Source organism: Shewanella morhuae (assembly GCF_900156405.1).
Taxonomy (GTDB): domain Bacteria; phylum Pseudomonadota; class Gammaproteobacteria; order Enterobacterales; family Shewanellaceae; genus Shewanella; species Shewanella morhuae.
The window spans coordinates 246,292-270,903 of the sequence record NZ_FTNN01000005.1 but is presented as its reverse complement, the minus strand read 5'-3'; the positions used below and the strand labels follow the sequence as shown (position 1 = coordinate 270,903).

20 protein-coding genes and 2 tRNA genes are annotated in these 24,612 nt (G+C 44.9%); 7 read left to right on the top strand and 15 right to left on the bottom strand.

Annotated elements, in window-relative coordinates:
* Window positions 1-7: 7 nt before the first annotated feature.
* Window positions 8-84 (top strand) — tRNA-Met (locus tag BW947_RS08590).
* Window positions 85-558: 474 nt separating this feature from the next.
* Here BW947_RS08590 and recR read toward each other — a convergent pair.
* The 9 genes from recR to BW947_RS08550 form a co-directional block, all read right to left on the bottom strand.
* Window positions 559-1,158 carry a recombination mediator RecR gene (gene recR / locus BW947_RS08585; protein ID WP_076498480.1) on the bottom strand — a complete coding sequence of 200 codons (600 nt, stop codon included), beginning with the start codon at window positions 1,156-1,158 and terminating at the stop codon, window positions 559-561.
* 12 nt (window positions 1,159-1,170) lie between these two features.
* Window positions 1,171-1,500, bottom strand: a complete 330-nt coding sequence (locus BW947_RS08580) for a YbaB/EbfC family nucleoid-associated protein (RefSeq protein WP_076498473.1) — start codon at window positions 1,498-1,500, stop codon at window positions 1,171-1,173.
* Window positions 1,501-1,713: 213 nt separating this feature from the next.
* Window positions 1,714-4,731, bottom strand: a complete 3,018-nt coding sequence (dnaX, locus tag BW947_RS08575; RefSeq protein WP_076498470.1) for a DNA polymerase III subunit gamma/tau — start codon at window positions 4,729-4,731, stop codon at window positions 1,714-1,716.
* 118 nt (window positions 4,732-4,849) lie between these two features.
* On the bottom strand, window positions 4,850-5,401 hold the full coding sequence (gene apt, locus BW947_RS08570) for an adenine phosphoribosyltransferase (RefSeq protein ID WP_115407058.1): 552 nt from the start codon (window positions 5,399-5,401) through the stop codon (window positions 4,850-4,852).
* 259 nt (window positions 5,402-5,660) lie between these two features.
* On the bottom strand, window positions 5,661-6,026 hold the full coding sequence (locus tag BW947_RS08565) for a YbaN family protein (RefSeq protein ID WP_076498500.1): 366 nt from the start codon (window positions 6,024-6,026) through the stop codon (window positions 5,661-5,663).
* A gap of 78 nt (window positions 6,027-6,104) precedes the next feature.
* Entirely contained in the window at window positions 6,105-6,227 is a 123-nt protein-coding gene (locus tag BW947_RS18945) for a hypothetical protein (protein WP_107882555.1), read from the bottom strand.
* A 154-nt stretch (window positions 6,228-6,381) separates the two neighbouring features.
* Window positions 6,382-7,128 carry an HvfC family RiPP maturation protein gene (locus BW947_RS08560; RefSeq protein ID WP_076498465.1) on the bottom strand — a complete coding sequence of 249 codons (747 nt, stop codon included), beginning with the start codon at window positions 7,126-7,128 and terminating at the stop codon, window positions 6,382-6,384.
* Window positions 7,128-7,997, bottom strand: a complete 870-nt coding sequence (locus tag BW947_RS08555) for an HvfB family MNIO-type RiPP peptide maturase (RefSeq protein WP_076498462.1) — start codon at window positions 7,995-7,997, stop codon at window positions 7,128-7,130. Before BW947_RS08555 ends, BW947_RS08560 begins: the two co-directional genes overlap by 1 nt.
* Window positions 7,998-8,107: 110 nt before the next feature.
* Complete coding sequence (locus BW947_RS08550) at window positions 8,108-8,473, bottom strand: HvfA family oxazolone/thioamide-modified RiPP metallophore (RefSeq protein WP_076498460.1); 366 nt, start codon at window positions 8,471-8,473, stop codon at window positions 8,108-8,110.
* 269 nt (window positions 8,474-8,742) lie between these two features.
* On the opposite strand from BW947_RS08550, the gene BW947_RS08545 reads away from it, so the two are divergent.
* Entirely contained in the window at window positions 8,743-9,690 is a 948-nt protein-coding gene (locus tag BW947_RS08545) for a tRNA-dihydrouridine synthase (RefSeq protein ID WP_076498458.1), read from the top strand.
* Between the two features lie 211 nt (window positions 9,691-9,901).
* Window positions 9,902-10,261 carry a TraR/DksA C4-type zinc finger protein gene (locus BW947_RS08540; RefSeq protein WP_076498456.1) on the top strand — a complete coding sequence of 120 codons (360 nt, stop codon included), beginning with the start codon at window positions 9,902-9,904 and terminating at the stop codon, window positions 10,259-10,261.
* A gap of 288 nt (window positions 10,262-10,549) precedes the next feature.
* Here BW947_RS08540 and bioD read toward each other — a convergent pair whose 3' ends face one another.
* The 4 genes from bioD to bioB form a co-directional block, all read right to left on the bottom strand.
* A complete protein-coding gene (bioD, locus tag BW947_RS08535; RefSeq protein ID WP_076498453.1) occupies window positions 10,550-11,281 on the bottom strand; it encodes a dethiobiotin synthase in 732 nt (243 codons plus the stop codon).
* A 106-nt stretch (window positions 11,282-11,387) separates the two neighbouring features.
* A complete protein-coding gene (locus BW947_RS08530) occupies window positions 11,388-12,227 on the bottom strand; it encodes a methyltransferase domain-containing protein (RefSeq protein WP_076498450.1) in 840 nt (279 codons plus the stop codon).
* Between the two features lie 61 nt (window positions 12,228-12,288).
* Complete coding sequence (locus BW947_RS08525) at window positions 12,289-13,524, bottom strand: aminotransferase class I/II-fold pyridoxal phosphate-dependent enzyme (protein ID WP_076498449.1); 1,236 nt, start codon at window positions 13,522-13,524, stop codon at window positions 12,289-12,291.
* A gap of 148 nt (window positions 13,525-13,672) precedes the next feature.
* Complete coding sequence (gene bioB, locus BW947_RS08520) at window positions 13,673-14,725, bottom strand: biotin synthase BioB (protein WP_076498447.1); 1,053 nt, start codon at window positions 14,723-14,725, stop codon at window positions 13,673-13,675.
* A gap of 122 nt (window positions 14,726-14,847) precedes the next feature.
* On the opposite strand from bioB, the gene bioA reads away from it, so the two are divergent.
* Complete coding sequence (gene bioA, locus BW947_RS08515) at window positions 14,848-16,188, top strand: adenosylmethionine--8-amino-7-oxononanoate transaminase (protein WP_076498444.1); 1,341 nt, start codon at window positions 14,848-14,850, stop codon at window positions 16,186-16,188.
* 56 nt (window positions 16,189-16,244) lie between these two features.
* On the opposite strand, the gene BW947_RS08510 is transcribed toward bioA, so the two are convergent.
* Window positions 16,245-19,685, bottom strand: coding sequence for a hybrid sensor histidine kinase/response regulator (locus tag BW947_RS08510; RefSeq protein ID WP_076498442.1), 3,441 nt, complete (start codon window positions 19,683-19,685; stop codon window positions 16,245-16,247).
* 174 nt (window positions 19,686-19,859) lie between these two features.
* On the opposite strand from BW947_RS08510, the gene acs reads away from it, so the two are divergent.
* The 3 genes from acs (at window position 19,860) to BW947_RS08495 (ending at window position 24,115) form a co-directional block, all read left to right on the top strand.
* On the top strand, window positions 19,860-21,812 hold the full coding sequence (gene acs, locus BW947_RS08505; protein ID WP_076498441.1) for an acetate--CoA ligase: 1,953 nt from the start codon (window positions 19,860-19,862) through the stop codon (window positions 21,810-21,812).
* A gap of 227 nt (window positions 21,813-22,039) precedes the next feature.
* Window positions 22,040-23,794 carry a DNA repair helicase RadD gene (gene radD, locus BW947_RS08500; RefSeq protein ID WP_076498439.1) on the top strand — a complete coding sequence of 585 codons (1,755 nt, stop codon included), beginning with the start codon at window positions 22,040-22,042 and terminating at the stop codon, window positions 23,792-23,794.
* Window positions 23,795-23,854: 60 nt separating this feature from the next.
* A complete protein-coding gene (locus BW947_RS08495) occupies window positions 23,855-24,115 on the top strand; it encodes a GrxA family glutaredoxin (RefSeq protein ID WP_076498438.1) in 261 nt (86 codons plus the stop codon).
* A gap of 420 nt (window positions 24,116-24,535) precedes the next feature.
* On the opposite strand, the gene BW947_RS08490 is transcribed toward BW947_RS08495, so the two are convergent.
* Window positions 24,536-24,611: transfer RNA gene (locus BW947_RS08490), tRNA-Lys, on the bottom strand.
* Window position 24,612 lies beyond the last annotated feature (1 nt).

Sequence of the window (24,612 nt, the reverse complement as noted above, 5' to 3'; positions counted from 1 at the left end):
AATCGGACGCGGGATGGAGCAGTATGGTAGCTCGTCGGGCTCATAACCCGAAGGTCGTCGGTTCAAATCCGGCTCCCGCAACCAATTCTCTTTATAGAAGAGTCAATCAACCAGCATAAGCTGGTTTTTTTGCACCTAAAATCCGTAGGGAATGCAGATTAGCGCAATATGCTAGATCATCGGGCTCAACGCTTTATTATTTGGCTCCGTGATGCCGCGATTAGCAATATACATAACGCTTCAATACAAGCCCCATTGCGCTCACCTTCCACCAGCTAATATCTGCAAACAGAGCAGCCGCCTATTGAAGTAGAGGTGTTTTTTGGATATCAAACTGACTATGAAACCAATTTTAGGCAACAGCATTAAATTAAATTAAATTGAGAGCCAAACCTTTCGACCAATATCGCTACGTTTATGTTGAAACATCAAGCAAATAAAAACCCGCTCAAGATTAGATCTTGGCGGGCTTAGACGATCAGCATTATCACTACCATTGAATTAGCCGCTTTAATCATTTTACTTTAACGATATCAAGTGACTATAGTTATTTAATGGTTAGAGCGGCAGTCGTCCATTAAATGACAGTGCTAACGTAGTACTATCCACATATTCAAGCTCACCCCCCACAGGGACGCCGTGAGCAATGCGACTAATTATAACCTTGTGGCGTCTAGCCATGTCAGCAATAAAATGCGCTGTTGCCTCACCTTCTACTGTCGGATTGGTCGCCAAAATCAGTTCAGCCACATCGCCCGAGGCCAAATGGCGCTCCAGCAAGGCTAGACCTAACTCTTCTGGCCCTACACCATCGAGGGGTGATAAATGACCTAAAAGCACAAAGTAGCGACCGGTGAAATGTCCACCCGCCTCAATGACTAACACGTCGGCTGGTGTTTCTACCACACAAATAGTGGCGGATATTCCGCGTTTATGGCTAGCACAAATTGGACAGAGGGTTTCTTCAGTGTAGGTTCGGCAAGACTGACAATGGCCAACGTCACTCATTGCGCTGGACAGTGCACTGGCTAATTTAAGCCCTGCTTTTCGGTCACGCTCGAGCAATTGAAACGCCATACGTTGCGCCGATTTAGGCCTAACCCCAGGTAAACAACGCAGCGACTGAATTAACTCATCTAACAGTGGACTAAATTTCATCGGCTATCTCAATTAAAATGGCATTTTCATGCCTGGTGGTAATTGCATACCGCCAGTAACTTCGGCCATTTTAGTTTTTTGGTTTTCTTCGATTCGACGGGCAGCATCATTGCAAGCCGCGGCAATCAAATCTTCCAGCATTTCTTTGTCGTCTTCCATTAGGCTTGGGTCAATTTCAACTTTACGCACGTTATGTGCGCCAGTCATGGTCACTTTAACCAAACCCGCACCTGATTCACCCACCATTTCCATACGAGCAATTTCTTCCTGCACTTTGGCCATTTTTTCTTGCATCATCTGGGCCTGTTTCATCAGATTACCCATACCGCCTTTTCCAAACATAGTCTTTTCTCTTCTATTAGGGTTAGTCGCAAGCATTAACGCGGCTAATCTTACTTAAATAAATGGGATTGGCAATCAATGCCGTTACCTTGTTAATAAACTTATGATCTCGGTGCTGAGTTTCTCAGCAGCCTGACTACAAACTTGCACGTTTAGCTCAAATTTAAACCACTGCGTTACACGTTATCGCGTTATAGGCCTAGTCGATAACCGTTAACTCGCGACTTCAGTTAACTCAGGTAGTGCTTGTATTTGTTGACTGCGTAAATTCAAAAACTCTGGCGGATACACCAAACTATCAGCATCAAGTTCGGCGCCCATACGTTGAATTAACCATTGCACATTGTCATCATGGAGCAATGATTGATGCGCCTGTTGCAGCAACTCTTGATGGAAACGCTTACGTAACTCCAAGGGCGTTTCCCGCTGCGCATCGATTCCTATGACCACTTGCACCCGTCTTGGGTTCCCGAGCACTGCACTTAATGCCTGCTCAAGCTGCACGATGGCACCATCGGCAGCAAGATGCTTCTGGTTCGGTTTAAGCAGTAGTAGTAAAGGATCGCTCTGTACTTGGTAAACAGAATTAACTGCAAGTTGCCGCACTCGCCCGCCGATATCTAGACTCGCCATAAGCTTGTACCAATGTAAATCTAATGGATGACCACTTATCGGCGAAGTCGTATTGAGCGCACCTTCCACTGCATGCGAGGTATGAGCAAGAGTAGCCGTGCTCATCGGTGTTACCGCAGGGACTGGAGCTTGCGATTCACCTTGATGCTTTTTTGTTTGAGTTTGAGCCTGAAGCATTGCTGACGTTGGAGTCGTATCTAAAGACGTTTGAGCACAATCAGTCTGAACACTATTCATAGCAGCGCTATTAATATCGACACTGTTAATATCAACAGTCTTCGTGTCAGCACTGTCAACATGAATGCTATCAACTTGAGTCGTTAGATTATCAGTTTCTGGCGCGGCTTCCCAAGGTGGACGATCATAGCCTGCGGTAGCTTTGACTGGTTCTGCAGCGACTAATCCAGATGAGCTTGCCATCGAAGGTGCAGCTTGATGCTCAGCGATAGGTTTAAGATCTAAGTCAAACTCATCATCAAAATCAAGGGAGTGAGCAAGGTCCACACCGGCATTTAAACCAAGAGCTAAATCAGGTGTTAAAGCAGTTTCCAAATCAATTGCCGGAGTAACAGATAACGTTGTACTCGCACGACTAACCCCAAGCTTAGGCAAAGTCATCGTCGTCTTACTGTTTGGTGCCTTTAGTTTTGAGTCCAGTGGCGACTTTTTTTCATCACCGTCCTTAGCACTTAACGCATCAAGATCCGATAACAGTGAATCCCGCGCCGCTAATACTGCCGAGAGAATATCATCATCCGCTAATGGTACGCTGGCTGGTATTTCTGTCAAAGTAGATTCTTGAGCTACTGCTGCTAACTGATGGTCAACTGAACCTTGTACGCCTACCGCGGTTTGGATATAAGCCGTGTTTTGAACACTTTCTGCGTGTTGAACTTCATCATGCTCAGCTTGAGGGGCAAAACTATGATTAAAGTCATCGTCATTATAAGAGCCGGATGAGAATCCAGCATAAGCATCTTGATAAGAATCGAGCGGCGCCGATTCTTGAGCATAATCCATTATTAGTGAAGATGAATGCTCAGTACCATTATCCTCAATACCAGCGGCAGAGATTGTGGTTGAAACAGAAAGTTCGTGGGCTGGTGCAGAAGCGCTTAGCGCTGACGATAATGCCTGAGGCTCTGCCTTTATATTGGCGCCGTCAACATTAAAGCCCTGGCTTTGAGCCTGACTTAAAATAACTGCCTGCTCGGCTATTAATGCCGCATCCGCCTCAATCTCTGCTGACTCCAACTCGTTATTGGCATCATCGATTACCATTTCCTGAGCACTTCTTACCGCATCAGCGCCCTTAGGTGTTACAGCGAGGGGACTTTCAGCTGAAGCGATTTCAAGCGAAGTTTCAGCCTGAAGGCTCGCTGCGGCTTGCTCAATTAACGCTGTTTTTTTTTCAGCCGTTGGTTGCTCTTGCGCTACCGTTTGCGGCGTATTTGATGTCTGCCTTTCGGGTAAAATGACCTCTGCAACAACATCAGGCTGCCAACGTTTAACCGGTTTTTCTGGTACAAAAGCAACAGCACGTAATAGCGCCATCTCAAGCCCTGATTTAGGATCAGGGGCATGGGGCAAATCTTTACGACCCGTTAATAAAATTTGATAATAAAGCTGTACTTGCTCTGGCGTCAGCTGCTCAGCAAAAGCACTAATTTGCGTGCTGTACAAGGATTGCTGCGCGCAAGCAGGGGCAAACTGAGTCAAGGTAATTTGATGTAATAGCTCAAGTAAACTACGCAATACTTCTTGGGCATCGGCGCCGTACGCAAGCACTTGGGCACAGGTATGCATTAACGCGCCAATATCTGCATCGGTTAAAGCTTTAAGTAAGGCAACCACATGTTGTTCATCAATACTGCCCAGCATTGTTTGCACTTGAGTGAGCATTACATTACCGCCACCAAAGGCGATAGCTTGATCAGTCAGGCTCAGGGCATCACGCATACTGCCATTGGCGGCTTTAGCGAGTAAAGTTAATGCCTCAAACTCAAAGGGAAACTGCTCTTGGGTCAAGATATGGTTGAGCTGAGTAGCAATCTCGGTTTGAGTCAGGCTTTTTAAATTAAATTGTAAACAACGAGATAACACAGTTACGGGCAGTTTTTGCGGTTCGGTGGTCGCCAAAAGAAATTTAACATGTTCAGGAGGTTCTTCTAAGGTTTTAAGCAGTGCATTAAAGCTGCTGCGTGACAGCATGTGCACTTCGTCGATAAGATAAACCTTAAAACGGCCACGAGTCGGACGATACTGCACATTGTCTAGCAGCTCACGGGTATCATCGACCTTAGTGCGAGACGCGGCATCAACTTCAATCAAATCAACAAAACGGCCTTGGGCGATTTCCACGCAGCTGCCGCAAACGCCACAGGGAGTCGCTGTCACGCCTTGTTCGCAATTTAAGCCTTTGGCAAAGAGTCGCGCTAAGCTGGTTTTACCGACCCCACGCGTTCCCGTAAACAGGTAAGCATGATGTAAGCGCTGCTGGCTTAATGCATTGGTTAAAGCTTGTAAAACATGGCTTTGGCCAACCATTTGATCAAATGTGGCAGGGCGCCATTTTCTGGCTAACACCTGATATGACATGGGACTCCCCAGAGTATGTGATACAAAAGCGGGAGCATGCGCCCCAAGAACGTTGAAAGATAACATGTCATGATTTTACATGCTATCAAACTATCCTAAGGCGCCTTTAGCTGCAGATTTATTCGCCTTCAAACTCGCAAAGTTTAACCAACTCAAGCCCTAATGCGGTTAAACGGGCTTCACCACCTAAATCAGGTAACGAGATCACAAAAGCGGCATGTTTTACTTCGCCGCCCAATTGGCGAATGAGTTTCACTGTCGCCTCGATAGTACCGCCAGTCGCAAGTAAATCGTCAACCACCAGCACTTTATCATTGGCATTAATCGCATCGGTATGAATTTCTAGGCAATCATGACCATATTCCAACTCATAGCTTTGGCTAATAGTTGCGCGTGGTAGTTTGCCAGGCTTACGCACAGGCACAAAACCCACAGCCAGTTCTAACGCTAGCGGCGCGCCAAATAAGAAACCACGAGCTTCTGTACCAACAATTTTGGTAAAACCTTGGCCGCGATAATGTTCAGCCAGCAAGTCGATGGTCGCTTTATAGGCTGCTGGATTTTCAAGCAAACTGGTGACATCTCGAAATAAAATCCCTTCCTTAGGATAATTAGGAATTGTTTTAATGCTTTGTTTTATCAAGGATAAGGTTTCTGTATTCATAGCCATCATAGTTACTTAATAAGTTACTTAATTAATTCACCAACCCTGAGGTTGCGGTATAAAACAAAACGTCCACACTAGGTGGACGTTTTGTCGAAAGTCGGACAAAGTTTATGCCGCTTTAGTTTTAGTTGCAACAATCAAGACGCACTCATGGTAGATGAATCTACTATTTGTGTTTTAGATCAACCCCCAATAGGCATTGTAGTTCAACCCAACCTTAAGAATATTGCTTAACAAAAACTCGACCGAGGCGCCAATCTCATCACTCTATTTCGGGAATTGTTTTAAGATACCAGAGTAAAATCAATGCCATCACTATTAGTACGCCTTTCACCCATAAAATAGGAACTACGATAATACTAAAGCTAAAGCTGAGAATACTCACTAACATCGCTTTACGTTTTAAGCTTTTACGCATCGCGCCTTGTTGTTGCCACTGAGTTAACGTATCGGCAAACCAAGGATGTGTCATCAGCCACAAGTGCAAACGTTCACTCGAGCGAGCAAAGCAAAAAGCGGCAAGCAGAATAAAAGGTACTGTGGGTAGCAAAGGCAGCACAATGCCAAGTAAACCAAGCACTAATGCAATTAATCCTAATAGTAAAAATAACCCGCGTTTTATAACCATAATATAAAAAATGCCATTAAAAAATAAAGCCACTCGATAGAGTGGCTAATACTATACAAATTTAGCATTAATGCTGGCTTAAACTAAACCAAAATGCTTTAACCACATCAAACTCGCTGGTAGCGTGGGTAGCAACAATACTAAAATAAAACCAGCAAAGTGCATAAAGTTAAATGGGTCTTTAAATGGCTCGCTACTCATTACAGCTCCTCGAGTATGGGTATAAAAGTATAAACGTCGCAGGAATGATACGGTGATTAAGATCACAGAACTATGGATATTGTAGCGGTTTGTCAAATTAATGAAAACCCTTAAATAGTAGGGTTATTACATTTTCTCGCTAACGGATCTAATTTTATGATCGACGGCCTAGCACAATGCCCTTGCTCACTAATTGCTCGAGTAATTGTATACAACCTTGCTCAATCATCTGAGGTTCCATTTGAGGGTAAATATTGGTTAACCAATTGATTATCTGTATCAGTGTCACATTGCTTTGTGAGGTTAACAATGCCATTACCTGTGCACTTAAAGGGGCTAACTGTAAAAAACAAACTTCTGCGTCAGCATCTTGATAGAGACAAAAAAATACTGGAGTATCCAGACGCCGCTGTGGGCGATAATCCTGACGAATATGTTGTACTTCAAAATGATACTGCGCCACCCTCGCCGTCTGCGACAGACATAATGTATGCAACGAAAGTTGCTCAGGGCTCAGTAGATACTCATCATCACGGCTTTGCGCCACTGCAACCACTAACTCAAGCCATTCGTAGTGAGCTAATTCAAGCATAAAAACCGGATCATTATCTGTAAGCTGGTATTGCTGCTGTAAGAAATGTAAAAACTCCCCCGCTATATCAATAAAAATCGGCGATTTGCAATCATGCTGACTAAAAAATCTCTGCACTAATGCCTGCCAATCCTCATCCGAGTACAAACTTTTCAGCACAGGAAAGCCATTCGATACAAAGCCCGTGACATTATTAAAAAATAACTCACGATAAACCTGCATATGCCGCACATCGGTATTTACGGGTAATGGCAACGAAGGATCGCGGATATAATCAATAAAGGATTGCTGCACGAGTTTAAAATCCATCAGGCAATCCTCTTAACTGCATGACGGCTATTCTGGGCATTATAGCTAAGCGCCGCAGTGTGATAATTACGGATTTGCTCTATCTCTAGCATGAGTTCTGCGGTTGTCGGTAAATTAAAATCACGCTCAAGCAAAGTCGATTTTATCCCATGCAAGGCATAGCAGCGTTGCAGTAATGCCCATACCGGATCGTTAATGGCTGCGCCGTGGGTATCAATAAGTAAATCTTCTGCTTGTTTATAGTGTCCAGCAATGTGCAAATACGCGATACGCTCCGTTGGCATTGCTTTTAAAAAGGCCTCTGCATCATATTGATGATTAACCGAATTCACATAGATGTTATTAACATCTAATAGCAGTTTGCAATCGGCCTCTTGCACCACGGCATTGACAAATTCCAGCTCACTCATTTGTGCACCAGGAGCGGCATAAAAAGATACGTTTTCTAAGATTAGCGGCCGCTCAATAATGTCTTCCACTTGCTTGACCCGCGCCGCTACATGTTTCACCGCAGCGTCAGTAAAAGGAATAGGCATAAGATCGTATAAATGACCTTGGCCTGAGCAATAACTTAAATGTTCGGAATAGATTTGGATTTGGTGTAAGTCCATAAACGTTTTGATGTTTTTTATAAACGTCACATCTAGGGGCTCAGGGCCACCGATAGATAAACTCAAACCGTGGCAATAAAAAGTATGTTGCTCAGTCAGTTCACGAAATTGACGGCCAAACTTACCGCCTAAGGTCATCCAATTTTCGGGGGCGACTTCAAAAAAATCAATAGTGTCTGGAACCTGTGCACAAAACTCACTGAGCATTTCTCGCCTTAACCCCAGCCCGACCTGCGCCGCATCTTTCTGCTTATTCATAACACTTCACCAACGCGAATATTTTCAACTGAGATAAAAAACAGGCCAGCATAGGCTGACCTGAACACACTCCATAAGCCCGATAATAAAGGGGGTAATACCAGCAGGCGTTATTGCACTTCTTTTTTAACGGCCTCGACTTTAGCATCAACTTTCTCGGTGGTTTTCTTCATATCAGCGCCGCATTTGGCTTCACCACATTTACCTTCTTTCGCTTTTTCAGCCGCGGCTTTCTTCACATCGGCGCCGCATTTGGCTTCACCACATTTGCCTTCTTTTGCTTTTTCAGCCGCGGCTTTCTTCATATCTGCGCCACATTTAGCCTCACCACACTTACCTTCTGAGCCGACGATTTGATAACCTGTGTCCATTGCTTCAAAACCAAATGGGTTCGTTTGTGCATTAACAACAAATGCTGAACTCATCACCACTGAACCTAACGCGACTGCCACTGCTGTTTTTTTAACTGAATTCATAACGTAATCCCTTCTTGTTTATTGAGTAATATTAACCAACAACAGAGTAAATCGCTGGCCTACAACAAAAGACCTGCCCTGTTTCAACTTTGTTACAAAAAATATCACTAAATCACAGAAATGGCCAAAATATTCTGTTAGGACGATTATTTTGGCGTAAAGATTATCGTTTAGTCCGCCTATTTATCCCCATTAACTAGGCCACTTTGTAACTTAGGGCTGATAAGGTAGAATGCACGCCCTTTGCAAATAAATATGGATTTACTGCAGTGCGCGTGATTTTGGCTCCTATGGAAGGCGTAGTAGACGCTTTGATGCGCGACATCTTATCGACCATCAATCCCTACGATTTACTCGTCACTGAATTTGTGCGTGTGGTAGACCAACTGTTACCAGATAAAGTTTTTTTAAAGCTGTGTCCTGAGTTACTCAATAACGGTAATACCCCTTCAGGTACGCCAGTGCGAGTGCAGTTACTCGGCCAAGAACCCCAATGCATGGGCGAAAATGCTCTACGCGCGATTGAGCTCGGCTCACACGGTGTCGATGCCAACTTTGGCTGCCCAGCAAAAATCGTTAACCGCAGTAAAGGTGGCGCCGTATTACTGCAATATCCAGAAAGTGTGCACGATATTGTTAAAGCTATGCGTCAAGCTGTCCCAAAAGAACACGCTGTGACCGCAAAAATTCGCTTAGGTTATGAAGATAAATCACTGTTCATGGAAAATGCCATAGCCGTGTATGAAGCAGGGGCAACTGAACTTGCCATCCATGCGCGCAGCAAAGTCGACGGTTACAAGCCGCCAGCCTACTGGGAATACATTACAGAAGTACGCAAGCGTTTGCCTATTCCAGTGATTGCTAACGGTGAAATTTGGAACCGCGACGATGCAAAGCGTTGCATCGAAGTCACAGGCTGCGACAGTATAATGATCGGCCGCGGGGCAATTTCATTACCCAATTTAGCCGATACCATCAAAACAGGCGCAACTCCTTATACGTGGGAACAAACCTTAGCGTTAATGCTCAGTTACACCCAAAGGGAATTAAATGGTCGTAAAAGCGACTATTACCCAGCCCGGATCAAGCAATGGTTTACCTATCTTAATCGTCAATATCCCGCGGCCGATATCTTATTTAGAGAGCTACGAGTTTTTAAAACCACAGAGGAAATCGTTGCTGTATTAGAGGCGGCACAGCGTAATTTAGATGACTAGCTATCAAAATTTATAATCAAATATCAATACGCAATTCTGTATATCTACGATGACAGGACTTTTTATCAAAGATATGATCCGGTAAAGAGAAGCGATTTTAAAAACGCTATAAAAAATGAAAATGTGGCCGATACTTGATCTTCATCATAGTTGTTGATAATGGAACAATTAGACTGAATGCTTAGAGTCAAATGAACATAGGCGATTTTACGTGAGCATTACCCATATCAGACATGAATTGTCAGAACTTGAAGCTAATCTAAGGATAGAAATCGGGGCGCTCCCTTCGTTCATCGAGGCCATAGGAGAGTCTTCAGCTAATCAGAGCTTGACTGAACTCATCGATAAATTGGCTCAAACCCCATTGGCAGAACACCCGCTATTTAGTCAATTAAATAAACTCGATGCCGCTTTTTGTCAGCTCGATTTAGGTCTTTATGGTCTTTGTTCCGATTGCGAGGCCGAAATCGAAACAGTGCGATTAACTCAAGATCCCACCGAGCAACGCTGTAACGCATGTGCTGATCATTATCAGCATGAGCATCGCCACGAGCTACGGCTCAATCATTGATAACACTCCCGCCTATTTAACCTAAACTTGTGATAATACATTGAACTAACAGCTATCTACGTGTTTGGTTTTTCAGTCAAAATAAATTCTGCGCACTGCTGGTACTATGCGTAAGCGAATAGAAACATTTATAATATCTATGATTTTTAAGCGGTTTAATCCTAAATAGCACCAATGGATTAACCGATGAAACTCACAAAAAGCACTTGACACTCTATGCATCAACATCCAAATGCAACATCGTCATCGCCATCGTAACTGTGGCTCATAACACCGCTATCAAGTTAATTAATACGCTTTATCATGCAAAAGAGAAACATCGAGATGATCAGCGGCGTTCTCTGCGCTCGGTTCAGTGAGAAAAGGAATACTACCAAGAAAAGGTGCTGACATCATTTCTTTAAGGCTGGCTAGGTTTTCGTCAAACATACTCATTTCAGGATCGACACGATTGGCCACCCAACCAGAAATCGTAAGGCCATCAGCCAGTATCGCCTCTTGGGTAAGCAAAGCATGATTTAAGCAACCGAGTTTCATTCCCACCACGAGTATGACTGGCAGCTCAAGTTTCTGTACCACTTCCGACAAATACCTGCCATCACCTAAGGGCAAACGCCAGCCCCCCGCGCCTTCAATTAAGCAAAAATCCGCTTGGGAAAATGCCGTAAAATCTAAGCTATCGATAATCACTTCTGGCGTTAAACTCATACCCACTTGAGCCGCGGCAATGTGCGGTGCGATGGCGGGCTCAAAACTAAAAGGGTTAACCTGCGCATAGGCTAGTTTTAATGATGATGAGGTCATCAGCTGCAGAGCATCTGCATTTCGCAAACCTTCAGACGTTTGCGCGCACCCTGAAGCTATAGGCTTAATCCCTAACGTCAGCATAGTGTTCGCGGCGAGAATGCCTACGGCAGAATCTGCGCTCGCAATATGACCTAAACGATTCACTGCGGTTAATAATGCCGATGAGACTAAGGTTTTACCACTGTCGGTATCTGTGCCTGTTACAAAAAACATATTAGATCCTCATGTTTGTCTATCGCGGTTAGTTAACGCTGTTCAAATTATGATGTTACACCTTAATTATCATGCAATTAAATAAAAGCGCAGCACTCTTAATGCATTATTTATCAGCATTACGCCGCGCGCGAATTTGTACAATTTGATAGGTTAACGGTAAACCTTTCGGTAAACGTAACGCCTCTGCTTTGGCCTGCATTATCTGCCAATCTTGACGACCTCGTAGCTGCGGAGTTAAGTCAGAAATAGCACTGGATGAGTGGGCAGATTGCACCGAAGCGCCCACCCCTTTGATTGAATAGATCAACGCTTTCAGCGTATCAAAATACACTGTCATCGGAATGAGCTGCACATCTAAGTGCTGCCATATACCGAGTTTAAATGCAGTTTTAAGTGCTACAAGCGATGAAAACTCATTCACTCTTAAGCCTAATTGGGCTAATTGATTAAGGCTCCCCTCTGCCACCAGCGTCACATGACACTCACCGTGTGGCCTTAATACCCGCGCCATTTCAGCCACAGCGGCAGGAAAATCCGCACACCACTGCAAAGCTAAATTAGAATAAATAACATCCATACTGTTATCGCTAAAGGGTAAATACTGCGCATCTGCGCATACTCCATGATAATCGGGATAAGACTGCTTTAACTTATGCAACATACCAAGGGCAATATCCACGGCAAATATAGCGCTAGACGGCTTATCCGTAAGGCTGTTGGGGTAACATGCTGAAAAATCAGTCCCAGGGCCCGCCCCAATGTCTAATAGATTGCCTTTGACTAATAATCCGCTGAGCAAACTGGCGGCGCTCAGACGTTGTAATTTGTTATGGTCTTGATAGCTATGGGCCGCAGCGGAGAATCGTTGTGCAATCTTAGCCTCTGTTGTATGAGGCTTGATTCCAACAGGTTTGATTACTTCAGACTCTTTTAGGCTTGGCATTTTGGCTCACACTCATCACACAATTCAAATTCAAAAAACTCACCCAATTTATTAAACACATTTATCTGTACTCATCCTCTGCACGGCGCTCACTCACGCGAGGGATATTAACGCGCTTGAGCACTTGGGCTAATTGCGCAGCACAAGCTGCGATATCTTCAGCGCTATGCGCCGCGGTTAAGGTAATACGTAAACGCGCCGAGCCCACAGGCACTGTCGGTGGGCGAATCGCGCCAACCCAAATGCCTGCGATTTTTAACTCATCCGCCACTTGCAGGGTTTGCTGCGCATCACCAATGATCAATGGCTGAATTGCAGTGTCTGAGTTTAAAAGAGGCACATTGGCATCAAGGCATAAGCGCTTAAACAGCGCAATATTCGCACGCAGTTTTTGCTGTAATTCAGGATGCGCTATGCTGTACTGAACGGCAGCTAACGCCAGTACGGCATTGGCAGGCGATAATGAGGTCGAATAGATATATTCTCGGGCATTACTGACTAAAAAATCGATCAGTGCTTGGCTTCCCAAGATGGCCGCGCCTTGGCAACCTAAGGCTTTACCAAACGTGACGACTTGCACATCGATAAGCTTGGCGGCTTTAGCATGTGCATTGCCATTTGCATCAGCAGCATTAAGCATGGCAAAACCATGGGCATCGTCGACAATGAGCCAAGTATGGTGTTGACGACAAAGTGCCGATAAGTCAGTAATCGGCGCACAATCGCCGTCCATACTAAACACGCTTTCAGTAATTAATGCCGATGCTTGATGTCGAACTAACAGCCGCTCAGCGCTCTCGAGGGAATTATGTAAAAAACGTTTCAGCTGCGCGCCGCTATCTTGCAAACCATCAATAATGGAGGCGTGTACAAGTTTATCGGCAATCACGGTATCTTGCTGATCAAATAAGGTTTTCATTAACGCAGTATTAGCACCAAAGCCTGAGCAAAATAGTAACGCCGCTTCATGCCCTGTTAGGGAGCAAAGTTGACGTTCAAGCGCGAAATGCGCCTCACTGTAACCTGTGACTAATGGCGAGGCGCCACTACCAACACCGTAAGTCTGCGCGCCAAGGTGCAGGGCGTCAGCAAGCTCTGGCACGCGGGATAAACCTAAATAATCATTACTACTGAAATTACTATAAGTGCGCCCTTCAAACACAAAGCGTGGGCTTGAAGTCGATGCGTTAGTATCAAGACTGTGCTCAATACTCATCACTTTGCGTTGCCGCAGTAATCCTTGCTCACGCAAAGCCTGCTGACGGGCGGAAATTTTAGTTTCGAGCAGAGAACTCATTTATTTGCTCTTAAGAAAGATAGTCTCAAACAGAGTTGCCTCAAACAGAGTTGCCTCAAACGTTATCGCATAGATGAGAATAACGGCATAAGATTAACAGCCACAACCGTTATAAGGTTGTGGCCTCAGGTCTAAATATTGATCAATATTACAACGCAGCCGCATCATAAAATGCTGCTGATGACCTATCTTGATACGCCGCCGCTTTAGCCAATACAGCCTTTTCTTCTTCCAGTTTTGCCGCCGGCCCCTTTTCTGGACGCAGGCCCAAACGACGGAATAACCCCATATCATCACTTTCTTCTGGGTTTGGCGTGGTTAGCAATTTACAACCGTAGAAAATCGAGTTGGCGCCAGCAAAGAAACACATGGCTTGCAGCTCATCACTCATATTTTCACGCCCCGCCGATAAACGCACGCGGGAAAGTGGCATTAAGATACGCGCTACAGCGATAGTTCGCACAAATTCTAATGGATCGAGATCGTCCAGTTTCTCAAACGGCGTACCCGCCACTTTGACCAGCATATTGATCGGCACTGAATCCGGATGCTGCGGTAAATTAGCTAATTGTTGCAATAAGCCCGCACGATCCGTTGCCTTTTCACCCATACCAACAATCCCGCCAGAGCACACTTTCATGCCAGATGCGCGCACATTTGTCAGTGTATCCAACCGATTTTGATAGGTACGTGTGGTGATCACATCGCCGTAATATTCAGGCGAAGTATCTAAATTGTGATTGTAATAATCTAAGCCAGCACCTGCGAGATCATTAGCCTGATCTTCTGACAGCATGCCGAGCGTCATACAGGTTTCCATGCCTAAGGCTTTGACTTCTTGTACCATTTGCTTAAGGTACGGCATGTCTTTTTCTTTCGGATTACGCCAAGCCGCGCCCATGCAGAAACGAGAAGCACCCGCGGCTTTAGCACTGCGCGCTTCGGTCAGCACTGTTTCCATTGCCAGCAAACGCTCTTTTTCAAGGCCAGTATCATAACGGGCGCTCTGCGGGCAGTATTTACAATCCTCTGGGCAAGCGCCGGTTTTAATTGAGAGCAAACGGCTAATTTGCACTTCATTAGGATCGTACACTTCACGGTGAATGCTGTGGGCTTTAAATAATAAATCATTCATCGGCAGCGCAAATAAGGCTTCGATTTCTTCCCGCTTCCAATCATGACGAACTTGCAACTGCGACATTAGACACCCTTTTTATTCTGTTTTTTATCTTGGCTAGGATAACCTCAGCCCTTAAACTGTCAACGCCAACCAGTAAAGCCAGTTTACTAACGACCACTTTTCAACCAACTCAGTGAGCATTTATGCGCAATTTACTCGATTTTGATTTTGATAGCGCCCATATTTGGCATCCTTACACCTCCATGACTCGATCTCTTCCTGTATATGGCGTACATAGCGCAAAGGGCTGCGAGCTCGAACTCGTCGATGGCCGCAAACTCATCGATGGCACTAGTTCATGGTGGGCCTGTGTGCACGGCTATGCACACCCTGAAATATTAACCGCGATGGAAAAACAGCTGCATCAGCTAAGTCATGTGATGTTTGGCGGTATTACCCATGAGCCTGCCATTGAATTATGTAAAAAACTGATTGCGATGACCTGTGAGCCACTGACTAAAGTTTTTTTATGCGACTCTGGCTCTATTGCAGTCGAAGTGGCGATTAAAATGGCGTTGCAATATTGGCAGGGGCAAAATGCACATGAAGGTTTACGCCCGTTAAAGCAACGCATTCTTACGGTTAAAAAGGGTTACCACGGTGATACCTTTGCCGCCATGAGCGTATGCGATCCAGAAGGCGGCATGCACACTATGTTTGGCGATGCTGTCACTAAACAATCTTTTGTGCCCGCACCGCAAACCACCTTTGGCGAAACCTTACAAGCCGATGATTTAACCGCAATGCGCAGTATTTTAAGCGCTCATCACAACGACATTGCTGCAGTAATCATAGAGCCGATAATGCAAGGCGCGGGCGGTATGCGTTTTTACAGCGCGGATTATTTAATCGGCCTTCGTGCGTTGTGCGATGAATTTAATGTGTTGTTAATTTTAGATGAAATTGCCACTGGTTTTGGCCGCACGGGTAAGCTGTTTGCCTATGAGCACGCTAATATCACCCCTGATATCTTATGTTTAGGTAAAGCCTTGACTGGGGGTTATATCAGCCTAGCGGCCACTTTATGTACTGATAAAGTGGCCCAAGGAATAAGCCAATCGCCAGCGGGCGTGTTTATGCATGGGCCGACATTTATGGGTAATCCGCTGGCCTGCGCTGCGGCGTGCGCAAGCTTAGACTTAATTAATCGCAATCAATGGCAAGCGCAAGTCGCCACTATTGAGCAGCAAATGCGCCTAGAACTTATGGATGCGATTGATTTACCTAGTGTAAAAGATGTGCGAGTGCTCGGCGCGGTCGGCGTATTAGAGATGCATGAGCCAGTTAATACCGCTGAACTACAGCAACAATTTGTTGATTTAGGCGTATGGGTTCGCCCCTTTGCGAATCTTATCTATATCATGCCGCCCTATGTCATTAGCACAGCGCAGTTAAGCCAACTCACCCGTGCGATGAAGCTTGTCGCAGCAGGTATTAGTGCAGCATCAACCCATTCAGCGCCACAACTTATCAGCCACGGTTAATCGTGGCTGATACCTTTATTAAACTGGCCCATATGTCTGGGTTCAGTTTAATCAGCTTATTTTACTAAACTAGAAATCAACGCCCGCAGCGCCGCAGGTTTTATCATTTTCGCCATGTAGTGATAGCCGCGGCGTTGCACATCTTCCACCAGCTCTTTGCGGGTGTTAGCAGTAATCAAAATACCAGGTAAATCTTTACCATAAAGAGCGCGGATACCGTCCATCGCATCAACGCCATTCTGGCCATCATCCAAGTGATAATCAGCGAGTACGATATCGGGCGCAACGCCTTTAAGCCCAAGCTTAATGCGTGCATCGGATAAGTCTTTGGCACAAATAACCTCACATTGCCAACGACTTAATAAACTTTCTAAGCCAGCCAAAATCGCTTCTTCGTTATCGATACACAATACCTTAATACCCGATAACGGCTGTAATAATGAAGGTAATGCCTTTATTTGTGGTTGGCTCACGGTTTCTCCAAGTGGCACACAAATAGAGAACACCGAACCACTGCCTAATTGTGACGAGACTTGAATACCGTGTTCTAGTACTTTACTGATGCGATCGGCGATCGCCAGACCTAAACCTAACCCGCTGATATTGTTGCTTTTGGGGTTATTTAAGCGTTTGAACTCTTTAAAGATTTCTTGCGTTTCTTTCTCATCGATACCGCAGCCCGTATCTAGCACTTGAATTTCAAGATAATTTCCACGATGACGACAACCAAATAACACTCTCCCCCCCCGAGCATAACGGTACGCATTAGTTAAAAAGTTTTGCAGAATACGGCGCAATAAAGAGGGATCTGAATTGACGGTTGCGCTGCATGGGATCATCTTAAAACGGATGTGACTATCGGCTGCCATTGCCTCAAACTCAACAGATAAGCCATTGATAAGCTCAGAAATAGCAAAATCACGGCGATTTACATCCACCATTCCTGAATCGAGTTTAGAAATATCGAGTAAGTCTGTGAGCAATTCACCCGCTATTTTTAATGAACTATTTACGTGGGATAACGTAGTACGAGCCTCTCGATCCAAATGAGGGTACTGGGATAACGAGGCGGTGAATAGCCGCGCAGCGTTAAGCGGCTGCATTAAATCATGCCCAACGGCGGCCAAAAAGCGACTCTTAGAGGCATTCGCAATTTCTTCCTGCGCTTTGGCTTCTAATAGCTCGCTGTTTAACATGGCTAATTCGTAGGTTCGTTCTTTAACTCGGCTTTCTAAGGTTTCATTAGCCTCAAGCAAGGCTCGTTCCTGCTTACGATATTGAGTAATATCGGTAAAGGTCATCACAAAGCCACCCGATGGCATAGGATTGCCTTGAATTTTAATCACTTTGCCATCTTTACGATAACGCTCAGAAGTATGCGGCGTACCATTACGCATATGCTGCACTCGTTGCTCAACTTGTTGCTCTATCTCACCTTCACCACAATAACCCCGCGCCGCATTAAAACGGATCACTTCACTAATAGGCATACCCTGCTGCAAAAAACCTTCAGGATATTGATACAGCTCGACATATTTGTAATTCCACGCCACTAAATTGAGATCGTTATCAATAACGCTCATGCCTTCATAGGCATGCTCAATGGCGCCACGTAGCATATCTTGGCTAAGCACAATTTTTGATGATGCTTCATCCACCAAACTAAACACTTCATCTAGTGCTAAATCGCGCCCTTGTAGCACAGAATCCATTACCAGCGCCGCACTTGATGCACCAAGCACGCCAGCCAATAAATGTTCAGTATGAGAAATCAGCTCAGCCGGCGCAGCTTTATGCCAACTGTCGCTTTTTACCGCATCAATCGAAAAGTGACTAAAACTTTCATAGGCCCGAGTTGGGCTGACAAAGCGACTCGCTAAAATCAGTAAATCCTGTTGAGAAATCGGACCATTTTTCTTATTCGCACCGCTTTTTAACTTGCCAGGGCTGACAAAAGCACTGGCTTGAATACGTTCGGCGACCCCTGCCCTAAACCAAATAGAGCCTAAAATATAACAGCCGATATTGGCTGAAAGTGCTGTCAATGCATCGCGCACATTGGGCGTAATGGCATCCAACAGACCGATTTCAGTGACGATACCAGACGCTAAATCAGATGAGGTTTGCACATCTGTCATGCCCTGCAGCATGATATAAAACCACAAACTAAAACCGACACTAAGCCCTAAAAAGACTCCGGCACGGTTGCCATGTTTCCAATAAAGCCCGCCGACTAAAGCGGGCGCAAGCTGGGCAAAAGCACCAAAGGACAACATGCCTAAATGCGACAATGAATCACTGTCTGCTAATGCCAGATAACTGCCATAACCCAAGCTCAAAATAATCACGATGGCAAAACGGCGAGCATTTAATAATAACTGTGAAAACTGGCTAAAATTCTTCTCGCGGATATGGCCTGTACGTAACATCACAGGCACTAGCCATTCGTTACTTACCATTACACTAATAGTCACTACCGCAACAATCACCATTCCCGTTGCGGCAGAAAGCGTGCCCAGCAGTGCAATGACCGCCAATAAAGGCTGATCTAAAGCCAGCGGCAAATTGATCACATAGGTATCGGCAGAAACTGAATCGCCGAGGATAATTTTTCCTGCTAGGGCAAGCGGTCCAACAAATAGACCGAATAATGCTAAATACAATGGAAATAACCAGCGGCCTTTAGATAATACTGACTCATCGGCACATTCCACCACCATCACGTGGAACTGTCTTGGCATACATAAAAAGGCTGCCATTCCGACTAATAACTCGGGCATTAAAGCTTCAATGCGCGGATTGGGGTTGTGGATCAACGATTGAGCGCTCGCTTGTTGCCAAATATCCCCAAAACCATCAAAAAAACCAAAACTGATGACAATACCAACTAACAAAAATGCTGCTAATTTAACCAGCGACTCAAAGGCAATCGCGAACATCATGCCCGGATTATGCTCAGTGGCATCGAGTTTACGGGTACCAAATAAAATGGCAAATATGGCTAATAACGCGGTAATCAGTAATGGAATGGTTACGCCATCAAGCGGATCGTCTACCGGTTGGAAGAGATTAAGACTAAATACCATAGCTTTCAGCTGCAGGGCAATATACGGCATGATGCCAAACAGGGCGATGAGCGTCACGATGGCCGCTAAGGTTTGCGATTTACCGTAACGGGCGGCAATAAAGTCGGCAACTGAGGTGATATTTTGTGCCTTTGACACTAATACGATTTTTCGTAACATGCCAAAACCTAAGGTAAAAATCAGAATAGGCCCGATAAAAATCGGTAAAAAAGACCAAAAATCATTTGCTGATTGGCCTACCGTACCCAAAAAACTCCACGACGAACAATACACAGCTAAGCTCAGTCCATAGATAGCGACCTGTAACTTTTTGGTGATCCGGCTAAACCACCGCTCCGCCCCCCACGCCAAGAGGAATAAAAGCGAGACATAACAGACGGCAATAACAGCAACGACTAAGGTTAAATTCATACTTTGCTCTTTTTTCTGATTATTGTGCGATAAAACCTGTCTAAAATCTAGCCTGATTTGTAGTGCAACAGCTTAAATATAAAGGAAATTTTAAAACTAGACCAAGGTCTAATGGAGTTGCCGTGGTCTTACATACCATACTCAGGCCACGCAATTTTTTAAAAGGGAAGCCCTATGAGCCCGCAGTCTCTTTACAAAGTCTCCGACGACATCGCAGCTAATGCACTTGTAAACAACGATAAATATAAAACAATGTACCAAGAGTCGATTGTTAATCCCGATGGTTTCTGGAGAGAGCACGGCAAGCGTATTGATTGGATTAAACCCTATACAAAAATTAAAAAAACCTCTTTCGATGATCACAATTTGTCAATTAACTGGTTTTATGATGGCACCCTCAATGCGTCAGCCAACTGTCTAGACCGCCACTTAGCCGAGCACAGTGATCGCGTGGCGATTATTTGGGAAGGCGACAACGCTAGCGAACAACGCAAAATCACCTATGGCGAATTACATGCTGACGTCTGTAAATTTGCGAACGCACTGCGTAGCCAAGGTGTATGCCGCGGTGACATAGTCACCATTTACATGCCCATGGTGCCAGAAGCAGCAGTCGCCATGCTCGCCTGTGCCCGTATTGGCGCAGTCCATGCCGTAATATTTGGTGGCTTTTCGCCCGATTCAATTGCTACACGCGTAATTGACGGTAAATCTAAAGTCCTGATTACCTCAGATGAAGGTATGCGTGGTGGCCGAGCTATTCCATTAAAGCGTAACGTCGATGATGCATTAAAAAATCCTGATGTAACCACTATTGAAAAAGTCATTGTACTTAAACGCACTGGTGGCAAGGTTGACTGGCAAGAAGGCCGCGATATTTGGTGGCACTCGTTGATGGAAACGGCATCTGAGCATTGTCAGCCTGAAGAAATGGACGCTGAAGCACCATTATTCTTGCTATACACCTCAGGTTCAACCGGTAACCCTAAAGGCGTATTACATACCACTGGCGGCTACATGGTTTATGCGTCAATGACCCATGAATATGTGTTCGACTATAAAGCTGGTGAAGTGTATTGGTGCACCGCTGATGTGGGTTGGATTACTGGTCACTCCTACATGGTCTACGGCCCACTCGCCAATGGCGCGACGGTGCTTATTCATGAGGGAGTGCCTAATCATCCAAGCCCTGCCCGCTTAGGTGAAATGATTGACCGTCATAAGGTCAATATCCTTTATACCGCACCCACTTTGATTCGTGCATTGATGGCAGAAGGCAAACAACACTTCGATAAGTTTGATGGCAGCAGCTTGAGAATTATGGGTTCTGTCGGTGAGCCAATAAACCCTGAAGCATGGCGTTGGTACCATGAGGTAATTGGCCATGAGCATTGCCCTATCGTCGATACGTGGTGGCAAACTGAAACGGGTGGCATTTTAATTGCTCCGCTGCCAGGCGCTACTGATACTAAACCTGGCTCAGCAACGCGTCCTTTCTTTGGCGTGCAACCTGCTTTAGTCGATAACATGGGTAATATTTTAGACGGTGAAAATGAAGGTAACTTAGTATTACTGGACTCTTGGCCCGGGCAAATGCGCACGATTTATGGCGATCATGAACGCTTTGTACTGACCTACTTTAAAACCTTCCGTGGCATGTATTTTACCGGTGACGGTGCCCGTCGCGATGAAGATGGTTATTACTGGATCACGGGCCGCGTCGACGATGTGATCAACGTATCAGGCCATCGATTAGGTACCGCTGAAGTTGAAAGTGCGCTGGTATCACACGAACTTGTCGCAGAAGCTGCTGTGGTGGGTTACCCACATGATATTAAAGGCCAAGGCATTTATGCCTACGTCACCTTAACTCGTGGCACCGAAGAAACAGAAGAACTACGCCAAGAGCTGCGTCAATGGGTGCGTAAAGAAATTGGTGCGCTGGCAACCCCAGATTTAATTCAATGGGCTACCGGCTTGCCTAAAACGCGTTCAGGTAAAATTATGCGCCGCTTCCTGCGTAAGATTGCCGCTAACGAAGTGACTAATTTAGGTGATTCATCCACTTTGGCAGATCCTGCCGTGATCGAAACCTTAATTGAAGCACGCTTGAATCGTACTGAGTAATCACCGTATCAAGAATAAAGTCCACAGAGTTTAGCCTATACCCAATAGGCTAAACGTTACCTGAAGCCTCCCTTTCTAAACCTCAGGTAAAAGTGACCCTGTTGAGAGAGTATGATTGCTCCTTTCTCTAGTTTGCCCCTCCAACCAGGGGCATTTTTTTTGGCCACTTTTGGTCGCTATGTTAAGCTTATTACCTCACTTTTATTCAATATAGATTTTTCATCAACGTGCCAGTTAAACTCCGAGACTATCAACAGCAAGCAGTTGATGCGGCTATTGCTCATTTTAAGCAAAGCCATGCTTCTGCTGTACTCGTATTGCCTACAGGTGCAGGTAAAAGCATCGTCATCGCCGAATTAGCGCGCATTGCAAAAGGTAGAGTCTTAGTGCTCACCCATGTAAAAGAATTAGTCGCGCAAAATGCACAAAAAGTCGGCTTACTCACGGCCAAAGCGAGTATTTATGCTGCAGGGCTTAATCAAAAACACACCGATGGCAAAACCGTTGTGGCCAGTATCCAATCGGCGGCGCGGGGACTAAGCCAATTTGATCAACCTTTTTCACTGGTGATTATTGATGAATGCCACAGAGTCAGTCTGGCTAAAACCAGCCAATACCAGCAAGTGCTCACCCATTTACGAACTAAAAACCCTCAGCTGAGATTACTTGGGCTCACTGCTACACCCTATCGCCTTGGCACGGGCTGGATTTATCAGCAGCACTACCATGGTAAAGTGGGCTCACCCGAACATGCCGTATTCGAACATTGCGTGTTTGAACTACCACTAAGACCGCTTATCAAACAAGGTTACCTCACAGCACCACTACTGTTTGATGGCTTAAGTGCCCAATATGATTTTAGCCAACTCAAACCAAACGACAATGGTGAATACATTGAGTCTGAAGTTAACGATTTACTGGGGCATTACGGCCGCGCCACCACCGCGATAGTAAAACAGCTTATTGAACTCAGCCAACATAGAAAAGGTATCATCATCTTTGCGGCAACGGTGCGCCACGCTAATGAAATTTTTGGACTACTTAATCAGACTTATGAAGCGCAGAGCGCCATTATTACGGCACAAACGCACGACAATGAACGTGATGAAACGATTGAGCGCTTTAAAGCACAAGAGCTCAAGTTTTTAGTCAACGTAGCAGTGTTGACCACAGGCTTCGACGCGCCCCATGTTGATTTGATTGCCATCTTGCGCCCTACCGCCTCAGTGAGTCTGTTTCAACAAATGATTGGCCGGGGATTAAGAATTGCCGAAGGTAAAAAAGATTGTCTAGTTATAGACTATGCCGCCAACGGTTATGATTTGTATTTCCCTGAAGTTGGCCAAGCTAAACCCAACAGTAAGTCGGTTCCCGTGCAAGTTCACTGCCCCGTATGTGATTTTGCCAATATTTTTTGGGGACTAACGGACGACGATGGCGATATCATCGAGCACTTTGGTCGTCGCTGCCAAGGCATAGTCGAACTGCAAAGTAAAAAGCAACAATGCGATTTTCGATTTAGATCGAAATCTTGCCCAGATTGCGGTGAAGAAAATGATATTGCCGCGCGTATTTGCCAACACTGCCAATCAACGCTTATTGATCCTGATAAACGCCTGCGCCAAGTACTCAGCCAGCAGCATCATCATTTATTTCGCTGCCAGCATATGACGCTTATTGACGATGGCAGCAATCTAAAAGTGCAGTATCTTGATATCGATGGTAATGAATTTAATCAATTTTTTAAGTTACAAACTCCAGCCCAGTGGCGCGCACTATATGCACTATTTATTTTCCCCCATAGCCGCACTCCGGGACTAAAACCGAAAAAGTACACTAAGGTAGCTGATTTAATTAATGATGTGGATAAATTCCGAATGCCTAATCTCTTGCTGCTGAAGAAACATAAAAAGGGTTGGGATCTACTCGAAAGCTATTTTGATTATCAGGGCCATTATCAAACTGAAAATAAATACCGCTGACATTACCAATTCACTTATGCCTATGGTATAAAACGGCTAAAGTAATCCTAAGGAGTTATTATGTTCGTTGTTATTTTTGGCCGTCCAGGCTGTCCTTATTGCGTTCGTGCAGTGCAATTATCTGAACAACTCGTTGAAAAGCGTGATGACTTCAAGTTCAGATATATTGATATTCATGCGGAAGGCATTTCTAAAGCAGATCTCGAAAAAACTGTCGGCAAGCCTGTTGAAACAGTTCCGCAGATCTTTATCGATGAGAAACACATCGGTGGCTGTACCGATTTCGAACAATACGTTCGTGAGAATAAGTTGCTAGATTAATCTCTACGCCTATATTCTCGGCTTAACAAAAAAGGAGGCCCTAGGTCTCCTTTTTTTATCACACGATACCGAGTACTAAAATGTCACTCGCATGAATAGAGTCAAGGCAAATGACTTACGCTACGAATGTTACATGGTTTTTATTTTGGTACGTAACCGAGCATAACATCAATTATTTTTGATTGATGATGACAGGAGTAAAACTTAAAAAATATCGATGTCACGGATATGAATCAACATAATAGCGGGTAGTAATGTGGTAACACTGCAAGATAATAATTTGGCAGAGTAATAAGTGGTTTACGAGGAAGGATTAGAATTATTCGATTGATTGCTTAAAAGCCAGCTTCACTAGTCTTATAAATAAGCCACTAAGCTAACGACACCGGATATTCGCTGATGTTGGCACTTTCTGTATAGTGGTGGGTCGTGAAGGATTCGAACCTTCGACCAATTGGTTAAAAGCCAACTGCTCTACCGACTGAGCTAACGACCCA